Consider the following 13877-nt stretch of genomic DNA (forward strand, 5'->3'; position numbering starts at 1 on the left):
GCGCCGCAATCAATTGCGGTGAGGGGTGCCAAGTTCGTCGGAAGTGGCACGGAACCGAACCCGCGACCGCTTCCCGATCCAGTAATAGTAACGCCGCGGCCTTGAGAGGCTTGGATTTGGTGATTTGGTCGCTCCCGGCCGCTTGCTCAAATTCGAATCCAGATGCACAATGTCATCATTTTGATGATGTGAACGGTCTCCGAATGAGCAATCGAGAAGTCGATTTCGGTCCCTCTGCCGTATGCGGTGGCTGAGGAGCGCCAGGCCATGCTTCCTCAGCGCGTCGAAAGCCTGAACCACGCTCATCGCGAGCGGCTGGCCTATATCGACTTCCGGCTTTACTTCATGGGAGAGATTGGCCGCCCCGATCTGACGGGCCGTTTCGGTGTAGCGCCGGCGGGCGCAACACGAGATCTTGCCCTGTACCGCAAAATCGCTCCGCAGAATATCGAGTTCGACGGCAGCAGCAAGGTCTATCGCATCGGCAAGGACTTTGCGCCGATCTTTGAGCACGGACCGCACCGCGTGCTGTCGGCGCTCTCGTTGGGGTTTGGCGATGGCGTGAACGGGGAGTCGCATCCGCTGCTGCCCTGCGAATCACCAGCGGCTTTGAGCAGCCCCAGGATGGATGTGTTGGCCCCTATCTGCCGGGCCATCCACGCCAAGCGCCCAGTGGCTATCCGCTATCACTCGATCAGCAGCGGAGAGTCGGAGCGAGTGATCGTGCCCTTTGCCCTGGTCGACACCGGACTGCGCTGGCAAGTCCGGGCCTTTGATCGCAAGACCGGTGAGTTCCGTGACTTTGTCATCACGCGGATCGAAGTGCCGAAGATGCTGGACGAAGAGGCTCAGGCCAATGAGCGCCCTGACAATGACATCCAATGGACGCGGATCGTCGAGATCGAGTTGGTTCCTCATCCAGACCAGCCGAGGCCTGAAGTTACGGCGCGCGACTACAACTTCACCGGTGGCATGCTGGCGCTGAAGCTTCGGGCTGCTACTGCGGGATACATGCTCCGTCGCTGGAGCGTGGACTGCTCACCCGACCACAGCCTGCGTGGCTCCGAGTACCGCCTGTGGCTCAAAGACCATCTGGCGCTATATGGCGTGAAGAACGCACTGCTTGCGCCAGGCTACACCGTGTCTCCAATGGCGGACTCCTGATGGAACTCATCGACAACGTCAACCGCCTGCTCGGCGACGATCTCAAGCAAACGCTCAAGCCAGGTGCTCGGCTGAAGATCGCAGCCTCGTGCTTTTCGATGTACGCCTTCGAAGCGCTGAAAGCGGAGCTGGAGAAGATCGACGAACTGAGCTTCATCTTCACCTCGCCAACCTTCGTTGCCAACGAGGCGACGGACAAGATCCGGAAAGAGCGGAAGGAGTTTCACATCCCGAAGCTGGATCGTGAGCGCAGCCTCTACGGCAGCGAGTTCGAGATTCAGCTCCGCAACAAGCTCACCCAGCGCGCCATCGCGAAAGAATGCGGAGACTGGATGCGGCGCAAGGCGACTTTCAAGAGCAATCACACCAAAGCGCCAATGCAGCAATTCGCTTGTGTGCAAGCGTCTTGTACCGACACCGCCTACATGCCGCTTCACGGTTTCACGGCTGTTGATCTCGGATATCAGCAAGGCAATGCGGTTTCCAATCTTGTCAACAAGATGGACGAGCCGACCTTTGCGTTGACGTATTTGAGCCTTTTCGACCAGATCTGGAACGACCCAGAGAAGTTGGAAGACGTTACGACGCAGATCTGCGATCACATTGCGTCGGTCTACCAGGAAAACTCCCCGGAGAGCATCTACTTCCTGATGCTCTACAACATCTTCAATGAGTTCCTGGATGACATCGACGAGGACGTCCTGCCTAACGACCGCACGGGGTACCAGGACACGCTGATCTGGCAGAAGCTTTTCAATTACCAGAAGGATGCGGCCACCGGGATCATCAACAAGCTGGAAACCTACAGCGGATGCATCCTGGCCGACAGCGTAGGCCTGGGCAAAACGTTCACCGCCTTGGCCGTGGTCAAGTACTACGAGTTGCGCAATCGCTCGGTGTTGGTGCTCTGTCCCAAGAAGCTGGCGGACAATTGGCTCAACTACAGCCGGAACCTCAAAACCAACATCTTCGCCCGCGACCGGTTCAACTATGACGTGCTCTGCCATACCGACCTCAGTCGCACCAGCGGTGAGTCGTTCGGCACGCCCCTGAACCGCGTCAACTGGGGCAACTACGATCTCGTTGTCATCGACGAATCGCACAACTTCCGCAACAACGACGCCTATAAGGACAAGGAGACCCGATACCAGAAGCTGATGAACAAGGTCATCAAGGAAGGTGTGACGACCAAGGTGCTGATGCTCTCGGCCACCCCGGTGAACAACCGCTTCAATGACCTGCGCAATCAGCTGGCACTGGCCTACGAAGGGGACTCAGAAAACCTGAGCAAGAAGCTGCGCACCAGCAAATCGGTCGAGGAAGTCTTTCGCAATGCGCAGAAGGCCTTCAATGCCTGGTCGAAGCTTCCGCCAGAAGAGCGCACCGCGCGTGCAATCCTGGGCAGCCTGGACTTCGACTTCTTCGAGTTGCTCGACAGCGTCACCATTGCTCGCTCACGCAAACATATCCAAACCTTCTACGACACCAAGGACATCGGCCACTTCCCCGAGCGCCGCAAGCCCTTGTCGTTCCATCGCCCGCTGACGAAGCGGGCGGATGTGATGGGCTTCAACGAGATCTTCGAGCAACTGTCCCGGCTCAAACTCGCCGTGTACGCCCCTGTTAGCTACATCCTGCCCAGCCGACTGAAGAAGTACGAAGAGATGTACGACACCAAAGTCGGTAGCAAAGGCACGCTACGTCAGGCCGACCGTGAGAAGAGCTTGCAGGCCCTGATGACGGTGAACCTGCTCAAGCGGCTGGAGAGCTCGGTAGCCTCGTTCCGACTCACGCTGCAATCGCTGCGCGACAACCATCTGCGTACATTGGCCAAGATCGCGGCATTCAACCAGACCGGCAGTGCTGCCAGTGTGGGAGACCTCACCGAAGTGCTCGAAAACCTGGACACCGAAGAGGACGATTTGCCCGACTTCGATGATGACAGAGGTGACATCGGCGGCAAGGTCAAGATCAACCTCGCCGATATGGACCTGCCGTCGTGGGAGCACGAGTTGAAGATTGATATAGAAATCATCGACGCGCTGCTCGCCTCGATGAACAAGATCACGCCCTCCGACGATGCCAAGCTCCAGCACTTGAAGGCGCATATGCTCGAAAAGATCGCCAACCCGATCAACCCCGGCAACAAGAAGGTGCTGATCTTCACAGCTTTCGCCGACACGGCGGACTACCTGTACGCGAATCTGGCTCCCGAGCTGCAGGCCAGCCAGTCACTGCACACGGCCAAGGTTACAGGCAAGGGCGCACCCAGGTCGACGCTGGCGAAGGGCTACGACTTCCAGGAGCTGCTCACCCTCTTCTCGCCGCGCTCCAAAGAGAAGGCCTTTGTGCTGCCCAACGAACCGGCGGAAGTGGATGTGTTGATCGGCACCGACTGCATTTCGGAAGGCCAGAACCTGCAGGACTGCGACTACCTGATCAACTACGACATCCACTGGAACCCGGTGCGCATCATTCAGCGCTTCGGCCGCGTAGATCGCATCGGCTCGCCTAATAGCAGCATCCAGTTGGTCAACTACTGGCCTGACATCACTCTCGACGAATACATCAAACTGAAGGAGCGCGTCGAGAGCCGGATGGTGATTGCCGACGTCACCGCCACTGGCGACGATAACGTCCTCTCCGCGCAGGCCAACGACGTGTCCTACCGCAAGGAGCAACTGCGCCGCTTGCAAGAGGAAGTGATCGAGCTGGAAGACCTGAAAACCGGTGTCTCCATCACCGACTTGGGTCTCAACGACTTCCGCATGGACTTGCTCAATTACGTCAAGGCCCACGGTGACCTCGAGAAGGCCCCCACCGGCCTGCACGCCGTGGTGCCCGCTAACCCGGATCTTGGCCTGCGTCCCGGCGCGATCTTGACCCTGCGCAATCGCAACGCGGGCGTCAATCCACCCGCCCACTTGCCCCAGCACAATCGGCTGCACCCCTACTACCTCATCTACATCAACCGCGAAGGCGACGTCGTTCACGACCATACCGAGGTCAAACGCCTGCTTGATCTGGCGCGCACCTGCTGCAAAGGGCAGGCGCAGCCCATTGCCGAGGCGTGCCAACGGTTCAACAAGGAGACGGCGGACGGCCGCAAGATGCAGGCGTACTCCGATCTCCTGAACAAGGCCATCCGCTCGATGATCGAGGTCAAGGAAGAAAAAGACTTGGACAGTCTGTTCACCGGCGGCAAAACCACGGCCCTGACGCACACCATCTCCGGGCTGGATGACTTCGAACTGATCGCCTTTCTGGTGATACAGGAGGTCTGATGAGTCAAACCAGCCATCCCGCCTTCGTCATTTACCCTGCGAACGCAGCCTTTGGCCGCACGCTGCCCAAGAACAAGATTTACGAGCGCAGCGGGGCCAATATGCGAGTGAAAGAGCTGTTCGTCAAACAGGTCGATCAGATCATCTGGCAATACAAGCTGGCTCCGGAAACCATCAATCTTGCTGCGCGACCGGGCGTGCCGGAGATTCAGGTCTTCACCCTCCAGCTCAAGACGCCGGAATTGCACCAGGACGTGCTGCATTGCATTGATGGGGCCGTACAGTTCCCCATCATTTTCGAGCTGGCCTTCGACGGTCGCACGCAGGTGGTTTCCTGCCACAAACGCCCGAACGAAGCGGATGCCAGCCGCTGGGTTCTCTCCGATTACTTTGCAACGGACTGGCTGCCGGTCGGGAGCCCACGCGCCGCCATGCCGCTGGCGGTGGATCTGGCCAGCCTGTACGAGCAGCTGCTGCACCGCCTGATACCCCTGTCACCGCGCCCGCAGGAGAGGCTCACCGAGCTGGTGGCGCGCGTGGAGCAGGCGCGGGCCAAGCGGCGCGAGGTGGAGAAGACCGCCGCTCGGCTGGAAAGAGAAAAGCAATTCAACCGCAAAGTGGAGATCAACGCCACGTTGCGGAAACTGAAAACCGAACTTGAACAATTGAACCGCTGAATACGGGCGGATCGAGGAAAAGAACATGGACAGACCGAAAATGCATTCGCCCAATCTCACTCAGGACAACATCGCCCGCATCCGCGACCTGTTTCCCGGCTGCGTGACTGAGGTCAAGGGCGAGGATGGCAGCGTGAAGCTGGCGGTGGATTTTGACCAGCTGCGCCAGGAACTTTCCGAATCCATCGTCGAAGGCCTGCAGGAGCGGTATAGGCTGGACTGGCCGGGGAAGCGGGAGGCGCTCGTTACGGCGAACGCGCCAATCACCAAGACCCTGCGTCCGTCGCGTGAAGAAAGCGTGGAATTTGACACCACGCAAAACCTCTTCATTGAAGGCGACAATCTAGATGTCCTGAAGCTCTTGCAAGAGACCTATTTGGGTGAAGTGAAGCTGATCTACATCGATCCGCCCTACAACACCGGTAAGGACTTTATTTATAAGGACAATTTTTTCGCGTCGAAAGAGGACTATGAAACGGAGAGCGGCGCGAGAGACGAGCAAGGTAGCCGGTTGGTCGCAAATCCTGAGACTCGGGGCAGATACCATTCTGACTGGATGTCGATGATGTACGCCCGTCTGACGGTTGCCAAACGGCTGCTGAAAGATGACGGCCTAATCATGGTTAGCATTGATGACTATGAGCAGTCCGCCCTTCGAAAGCTGATGGACCAGGTTTTCGGGGAAAAGAATTTCATCGCGCAGCTGGTTTGGGAGAAAGGTCGGAAGAACGACGCAAAGTTCTTTTCCGTAGGGCACGAATACCTATTGGTTTTTGCCAAGAACGTTATGCAGCTGCGTGAAAGGAAAGAGGTCTGGCGAGAGGAGAAACCGGGCGCCAGTGATATTTGGGAAGAGTTTCTGCGGCTTAGAGAGATTCATGGCGATGACTTCAAAGCAATAGAAGCAGATATCTCCCAGTGGTACTCTGATTTGCCCAAGAGCCACCCAGCGAAGAAATGGTCTCGTTATAAGCGCGTAGACAAGCATGGGCCGTGGAGAGATCGCGACATCTCTTGGCCAGGCGGTGACGGGCCGCGATACGATGTTCCCCATCCGAAGACTGGACAGCCGTGTGCCGTTCCTGAGCGCGGCTGGATTTACGCCTCATCCGATGAAATGCAGCGCCAAATTAAGTTGGGGCTTGTGGAGTTTCGTGAGGACCATACCGAGCCACCTTTCCGAAAAGCCCATATTCGTCCCATTCCAGAAGAAACCGAGGTGAGCGACGTTGATGCTGAGGATGATAACGGGGAGGAAGAAGATGATACCGGATTCGCCACGCAGGTTCGCGGTTCCTACTTCTACAAGCAGTCGCAGGTCTCAGTGAAGTATCTGCGCAATCTCATGGGCGCAAAAGTCTTCACAAACCCAAAGGATCACGAAGAGCTGGCGAAACTGATCGAATACGTTACGCCAAACGACCGCGATGCCTTGATCATGGACTTCTTCGCGGGATCGGCGAGCACTGCCGAAGCAGTATTCAAAGCAAATGCGAGCTACGGGACGAACCACAGGTTCATCATGGTTCAGTTGCCTGAGAGCTTGGAGGAAGCGGAGGCCTCGACGACAGGAACCGCCAAGAAGACCGTCCAAGCGGCAATCAAAATGATGAAGAAAAACGGCCGACCATTGGTTCTGTCAGAAGTTTCCAAAGAGCGCGTTCGGAAAGCTGGCGCAGCCGCCGTTGAGGGGCCCTGCGATCCTGGCTGGAAAAACGATGTCGGCTTCCGCGTGCTGAAGCTGGATACGTCGAATATGAAGGATGTGTTCTACCGCCCCGACGAGCTGTCGCAGCGCGACCTGCTCGACACGGTGGACAATGTGAAAGAGGGCCGCACGGCCGAGGACCTGCTGTTCCAGGTGCTGGTCGATTGGGGCGTGGATCTGACACTGCCTATCCGGCGCGAGACCGTGCAGGGCAAGACCGTCTTCTTCGTGGACGACAACGCCCTTGTCGCCTGCTTCGACCACGGGGTGACCGAGGATCTGGTGAAGGAGCTTGCCCGTCACGAGCCCCTGCGCGTCGTCTTCCGCGACAACGGCTTCGTCTCGGACGCGGTGAAGATCAACGTCGAACAGATCTTCTGCCAGCTCTCGCCAACCACCGAAGTCAAAGCGATCTGAGGGCGGCCATGAAGCTAAAGTTCAAGGTCCAGCCCTATCAGACCCATGCCGTCGAGTCCGTCGTGGACTGCTTCGCCGGTCAGCCCAAGATCGACAGTCTGACCTATCGCATCGACCCAGGTCGCAAGGCGCAGGCCAGCGCCTTCGAGGAAGGCTTCAAAAACGCGGACATCGCGCTGAGCGAGCCGCAGATCATCGAGAACATCCAGGAGGTCCAGCGCCGCCAGAACCTGCCCGTCTCGCAACGGCTGGACGATTTCACCGTGCTGGACCGCAACAACCAGCGTAACGCGGCCCCTGCCACCTACCGGCGCGACGCGCTGGCCGCCACGCGCATCCACCTCGACGTCGAGATGGAGACGGGCACGGGCAAGACCTACTGCTACATCAAGACCATCTTCGAGATGAACAGGCGCTACGGCTGGTCGAAGTTCATCATCATGGTGCCGTCGATCGCCATCCGCGAAGGAGTCTACAAGTCGCTGCAGATCACGGCCGACCACTTCAACGAAAGCTACGGCAAGAAGGCGCGGTTCTTCATCTACAACTCGAAGCGCCTGCACGAGCTGGAGAGCTTTTCCTCGGACGCGGGGATCAATGTGATGGTGATCAACATCCAGGCGTTCAATGCGCGGGGTGCGGACAACCGCCGTATCTATGACGAGCTGGACGACTTCCAGTCGCGTAAGCCCATCGACGTGATCGCCTCGAACCGACCGATCCTGATCCTGGACGAGCCACAGAAGATGGAAGGCGCGGCCACGATGGGGGCGCTGCCGAAGTTCAAGCCGCTGATGATCCTGCGCTATTCGGCGACGCACCGGACCCAGCACAAGCGCATCCACCGCCTCGACGCGCTGGACGCCTACAATCAGAAGCTGGTGAAGAAGATTGCTGTGCGGGGTATCCAGACGCGCGGCCTCGCCGGGACGAACGCCTACCTCTACCTCGAAGGGATCGACATTTCGAAGAAGGCGCCGGTGGCGCGCATCGAGCTCGAGGTGAAGCTGAAGTCGGGCGAGATCAAACGGCAGTTGCGGCGACTGGAATACCGGGACGATCTTTTCGTGGAGTCTGACGAACTGGACCAGTACCGCGGTTTCACCATCTCGCAGATCGACTACAACACCGACACGGTCGAGTTCACCAACGGCGAGGTCCTGAAGGCGGGCGAGGCCAATGGCGACGTGTCTGAGCGTGACATCCGCCGCATCCAGATCCGAGAGACGATCAAGGCGCATCTGGACAAGGAAAAGCAGCTCTTCGCGCAAGGGATCAAGGTGCTGTCCCTCTTCTTCATCGACGAGGTGGTGAAGTACCGCGACTATGACCAAGCCGACGAGAAGGGGGAGTATGCCCGTATTTTCGAGGAAGAATACGATCTGTTGAAGGCGGAGTACCTGTCCGAGCTTGCCATCGACAACGAGGCATATCGCAAGTACATCGGCGAGATCGATGCGGCCAAGACCCACAACGGCTATTTCTCGATCGACAAGAAGACGAACCGACTGAAGGACCCGGCCGTCGGCGCCCGTGCAGTCGATTCCGACGATGTCGATGCCTATGACTTGATCCTGAAAGACAAAGAGAGCCTTCTGGCATTCCATGGGCCACACGACAGTGCAGAAGATCGAGCCAAAAGGATGGTTCGTTTCATCTTCTCGCACTCGGCTCTGCGCGAAGGATGGGACAACCCCAATGTCTTCGTCATGTGCATGCTCAAGCACAGCGACAACACCATTTCCCGACGCCAGGAGGTTGGCCGTGGCCTGCGGCTGAGCGTTGACCAGCATGGCGATCGGATGGACCATCCGGCAATCGTCCACGACATCAACGTCCTGACGGTGGTTGCCAGCGAAAGCTACAAGAACTTCGTGGCCGGGTTGCAAAAGGAAATCGCCGAAACCCTGTCCTCGCGCCCGCGGCAGGCGACGGAAGCATATTTCGCCGGCAAGACCATCACAACGGAACAAGGACCGGTCGAGGTGACCGGTGCAATGGCGAAGCAGATCTATCGCTACCTGGCGAAGAACGACTACACCGACAACACCGACCAGATCGCGGAGGCCTATCACGAGGCCAAGGCGACGGGCACGCTGGCGGCATTGCCGGAAGAGCTGAAGCCCTACGCGGACCAGGTTTTCCAGCTGATCGACAGCGTCTTCAGTGATGCGCAGCTGCCCAAGGTCGACGATGGCCGGAAGCCCAAGACAAACCCACTCAATGCCAACTTCGAGAAGAAGGAGTTCCAGGAGCTCTGGTCGCGGATCAATCGGAAGGCGGTCTATCGCGTCGAGTTCGATTCCCGGGAACTGATCAAGAAGTGCATCAGCGCGCTCAACAGTCAGCTGCGAGTGACGCCGCTTCAATACACGGTGCAAATCGGCGTCCAGCACGACGGCTTAACCGATGACCAGCTTCGCAATGGCGATGGATTCAAGATCCAGGAGACGACTTCCGAGTACGGAGACTCGATCCATTCGCTCGTGAAGTACGATCTGGTCGGGAAGGTGGCAGAGAACTCACAGCTCACCCGAGACACTACGGCAAGCATACTTGGACAGATCGAGGCAGCCGTGTTCGGACAGTTCAAGCAGAATCCAGAGCATTTCATCTCCGAGGCATCGCGCATCATCGCTGAGCAGAAGGCTGCGATGGTGATCGAGCGGTTGGCCTACGACGAGGTTGAACAGCGATACGACGTCGACATCTTTACGGCCAACCAAACCGGACAGGATTTTTCCCGCGCAACGGCGAAGCTGAAGAACCACGTCTATGACTACGCGATCACAGATTCCGACGTTGAGAGGGAGTTCGTCAAAGAGCTCGATACCAGCAGTGAGGTGGTCGTTTATGCCAAGCTGCCTCGAGGTTTCCTGATCCCGACTCCTGTCGGAGATTACAATCCGGATTGGGCGATTTCGTTCAAATCCGGAAGCGTCAAGTATATTTATTTCGTGGCGGAGACGAAAGGCTCGATGTCGTCGCTGAAGCTGCGGGAAATCGAAAAGACGAAGGTCGAGTGTGCCAGGAAGTTCTTCGACGAACTAAACCAGCGCATTACTCAGGATCGCGTGAAATATGACGTCGTCACCGACTACGCCAAGCTGATGGATGTCGTTGGGCAGGTGGCATGACCATGAGGGAGAAGCTGAATCTCGGCAAGACGGTACTCCGGCGAGGTCTCGGGGACCGACAACTCCTAATGCGTTGGTGACTCGGCATGAGGATACGATTGGCGCTGATGGTGCGGCCGCCACCGCAATCAATTGCGGTGGAAGTCAGTCAAACGGCACATCTTGGCCGGGACACAGCTTCTCGGCCAGTGCTTCGGCTTCGTTCTCGGCGATGGCGTCTGAATCGCCACCTCAATCAATTGCGATGGGCGGGAGGCAAGGGGACACACCTTCAGGGATCGTGCTCCATCGATCAAGCCAGGGGCTCGGAGCAGGGGGAATGGCCCGAACAAATAAAAGGCAGTCGGGAGAATGAGCCTTTTTGGAGTGCAGCATTTACGTACGGCTTGGCGCTCTGTGCTTTTCTCCCAACAGGCACAATGACACGCAATCCTTCTAGAACTGCGACCAGCTCCAGAAGCCGCTGGACGCCGGTGATCAATTCCGGGTTTGTTATCTTCCACGTTTCATTCCACCAGGGGATGACATTCCAAAGGATCATCCGCACTTGCGGAATTGCTGTCTGCTCCATGAAGCAGTAGGTGGCCTCTGCTGTACCTGATGGCCGAACTGTGACACAAGCACCTGTCCCGACAAGCGCCCGCCCTATGGAATCCTTCTTCGCTTGGTTTCAAACGTCCCCAAAGGAAACAATCGCCGCCATGTTTGCCCTGGCGGGTACTATCGTTGGCGCGTTGCTGTCGATGTTTGGATCGATAGCTGTGTCGCTCGTTACTGCCTGGAACGCGCGACGGATCCAACAGCTGCAGATCGATCGCGATCAGCAAAAGCAGGACCAGGATCACCGGCACGATGGAAGGAAACAGAAGCAGGAACATGAGCACGACGAGAAGAAACGGGCGATGCAGATTGACTACGAGAAGCAACGCGATCAAGCGGCGCGCCTAATGCAGCTTCGTCGCGATGTGTTTTTTCCCGCAATCGAAGTGATAGGGCAAGCGCAGATCACGATGGGATTGGCCGTCGATCCTAGTCTGCCAACGTCGGAAGTTACTCGAGCGATGTCAGATGTCGCCGCAAAGATGGCGCCTGTTCAGTTGGCGGGCTCCGATGATACGGCGCGAATGTGCCTTCGCTTCGGTTCTGCGCTCGGAATCTTTGTTCATGAAGTGACGGCGCTGCGCAATGCAACGCTACAAGACCGTGCGGCCCTCGCGGACCCGCGAGCAACTGCCATGCATTTCGCCCAGCACAACGCGGCCTACTTCAATGCGGTACGAGGGGTACTCGATAGGAACATGCCGAAGCTACAAGCGGCACAGGCGGATGCAATCCTTGCCATGAGAGCTGAACTGGGCTTGGATACAGATGCGGCTGTGTATCGCGAGACGCAGCGCTCTCTCCTTGCCGATCTAATGGCCTCCTTTGATCGGCTGCAACGATCAACAGTCGGTACGTAGCAATCGGATTGCAGCAGTCAGGGGGAAACATGGGAACGGCAAGTCAACGAAAAGCAAAGTTCTATAGCGAGCATCCGACGTGCTGCTTTTGCGGCGGGGACACCCCGGCCGACACGCAAGACCATATTCCCTCGCGGTCGTTTTTCCGGGGGCGGCTCTGGCCGGAAGGCTATGTTTTTCCGGCTTGCTCGGCGTGCAACAACTTCACCGCTCGATACGAGACCTTGACTGCATTGCTTTGTCGCATTGCGACCGACAGCCACGCTAACCCCGAAACGCAGCGCGAAATTGAAGTCTTGATGACAACGATTGCGCGGAAGGATCCCGATCTTTATCGTTCCCTGGAACCTAGCAGCGGAGAGGTGCGCCGATGGCTGCGAACCCATGGTCAGAAGTTGCCGTCGGGGATGACAACAAAGGATGCCCCGATTATCTCGATCGATCATCCCCGAATTGGCGAAGCGGTCGGCTATTACGCAACCAAGATTTTCCTGAGTCTGTACTACTTCCACACCAGGGCGATTTTGCCGTTGCAAGGCGGGATCGTGTTCCGGTGGTATTCGAATGCAACGCCGCTGGACCAACGGCCACCGCCAAATCTGCTTGCTGAGATCATTCCTGGTGTGGGCGAACTGAGGCGCCAGGGGACCAGCTTGCACGACCAGTATTTCTACCAGTACGGCCTGGCAGGCGATGATAGCGGCGCAGCCGTATTCCATGTCTACTTCAATGGCGGTCTTGCCTTGCTTGGCTTCGTGTTTCGCAATATCTCCAGCGTCCAGTTGCCGGAAAGCGCGATGGTGCTGCGACCGTTCGCGCACTAGAGAACAAATACCCGAGCACGAAGGAAGAGCGCCGGAGTCCATTGTATCGACATGGGTACGCCTTCTGTGGCAGCGCAATCAATTGCGCTGGATTACCGCTTGGGCGCCTTCTTCGGGTGGTCCTGTTGGAACCACTTGCCCATCCCAGATGGTCAGGCGAGGTCGGCTCAACGTCCAACGCTATGTTGTACATCGACTGATTACCTCGTCGTCATGACGTGGCTTGCCCCTTTACACAGATCGGGGAGCCTAAATTTTCCGGGTGGCGTGAGCACTTGCTACAGTGCGTTGAATAGATCAACAAGGTGTGTCTGTAGTCGTGCTTTCCAGCGATCGAAGCCACTGACAATAATCCGCAGGTCAGCAAGATGGCAATAGTCTGCCGGGCGGCGAAACTGACGCGTATTGCTTTTCCGCAGAAAGAAATCCCAACTGGCAGGGTTGGATATGTCTATTGCAAGATAGAGGGTGCCTTCGTGCGCGACGAAGTTCCTGTCACGATCCAGCTTTCTGAGCCAAACACCGTCCTCTGGGCGCCGCTGTGCTGCCGGCAGCGACGGCAGAATGCGAGCGTTGGGTGCAAGGGGGTGGCCAGCATGCGCGTGCAACGCCAGGGCGAACTTGCGGATCAATTCGTGTGCCGTGTTGAGTTCGGTCAATAGCGACTGCACGTCAGCGATTACCAGGTACTTGGTGTCATGGCTGACCGTTAGCGCTACGCCGGGAGCGTTAGGAGCCGAGCGATTTGCATTCTGAAAGGTCTGATGCGCCTGGGCTTCAATCGATCGGAGTCCTTGGCTTAAACGAGTCAAAACCCGCGGAAGGATGTTAAGCCGGGTGGTCAAATGTAGGCCCAATGCATTGTTCTTGCTCGAAAGCGGTGTTGTCGCGCCACGGCCGACCGCCTGATTGATCGCTGTGTAGATGGGAAGCACCCAGGGGTTACTTCCCAATTCGGTCAAGTCTATCCACTGGCTAATCATTCGGGTGATCAGGCCACTGCCAAGTAGTCAATTCTGAATATGAGGATGTCGGTTTGCACGCTTGGTGTCAATTGCCGGCCTAGGGGGTAAGAGCAGATACAGACGCACCTGAATCGTGGTGCTGTGGTGGCGGGATCAAAGAAGCTCGGTTTTGCCGAACATTTCGCGCTCCGCAGACGCCGAGAGTAGCCGCAATCAATTGCGGCAATGTGATTGGGCAAGC

General features: G+C 57.5%; 8 protein-coding genes. 7 read left to right on the forward strand and 1 reads right to left on the reverse strand.

Features of this window, described 5'->3' with window-relative positions; genetic code table 11:
• Positions 1 to 267: 267 nt before the first annotated feature.
• The 7 genes from IPF36_RS03145 to IPF36_RS03175 all read left to right on the forward strand — a co-directional run bounded on the left by IPF36_RS03145 (position 268) and on the right by IPF36_RS03175 (position 12671).
• Positions 268 to 1164: a WYL domain-containing protein gene (locus tag IPF36_RS03145; RefSeq protein ID WP_195427300.1), complete on the forward strand. Its 897-nt coding sequence runs from the start codon at positions 268 to 270 to the stop codon at positions 1162 to 1164.
• Positions 1164 to 4448, forward strand: coding sequence for a helicase-related protein (locus IPF36_RS03150; protein ID WP_195427301.1), 3285 nt, complete (start codon positions 1164 to 1166; stop codon positions 4446 to 4448). Before IPF36_RS03145 ends, IPF36_RS03150 begins: the two co-directional genes overlap by 1 nt.
• On the forward strand, positions 4448 to 5125 hold the full coding sequence (locus IPF36_RS03155) for a DUF4391 domain-containing protein (protein ID WP_195427302.1): 678 nt from the start codon (positions 4448 to 4450) through the stop codon (positions 5123 to 5125). The genes IPF36_RS03150 and IPF36_RS03155 overlap by 1 nt, the downstream gene beginning before the upstream one ends.
• A 25-nt stretch (positions 5126 to 5150) precedes the next feature.
• On the forward strand, positions 5151 to 7250 hold the full coding sequence (locus IPF36_RS03160) for a site-specific DNA-methyltransferase (RefSeq protein WP_195427303.1): 2100 nt from the start codon (positions 5151 to 5153) through the stop codon (positions 7248 to 7250).
• 8 nt (positions 7251 to 7258) lie between these two features.
• The gene (locus IPF36_RS03165) at positions 7259 to 10387 is read left to right on the forward strand and encodes a type III restriction-modification system endonuclease (RefSeq protein WP_195427304.1); all 3129 of its coding nucleotides are present in this window, start codon (positions 7259 to 7261) and stop codon (positions 10385 to 10387) included.
• Between the two features lie 647 nt (positions 10388 to 11034).
• The gene (locus IPF36_RS03170) at positions 11035 to 11847 is read left to right on the forward strand and encodes a hypothetical protein (protein WP_195427305.1); all 813 of its coding nucleotides are present in this window, start codon (positions 11035 to 11037) and stop codon (positions 11845 to 11847) included.
• 29 nt (positions 11848 to 11876) lie between these two features.
• A complete protein-coding gene (locus IPF36_RS03175) occupies positions 11877 to 12671 on the forward strand; it encodes an HNH endonuclease (protein ID WP_195427306.1) in 795 nt (264 codons plus the stop codon).
• A 278-nt stretch (positions 12672 to 12949) separates the two neighbouring features.
• Here the strand turns inward: IPF36_RS03175 and IPF36_RS03180 are convergent, their stop codons facing one another.
• Entirely contained in the window at positions 12950 to 13654 is a 705-nt protein-coding gene (locus tag IPF36_RS03180; protein WP_195427307.1) for a hypothetical protein, read from the reverse strand.
• Between the last annotated feature and the right edge of the window lie 223 nt (positions 13655 to 13877).

The organism is Cupriavidus sp. IK-TO18 (genome assembly GCF_015549295.1).
GTDB classification, from domain to species: domain Bacteria; phylum Pseudomonadota; class Gammaproteobacteria; order Burkholderiales; family Burkholderiaceae; genus Cupriavidus; species Cupriavidus oxalaticus_A.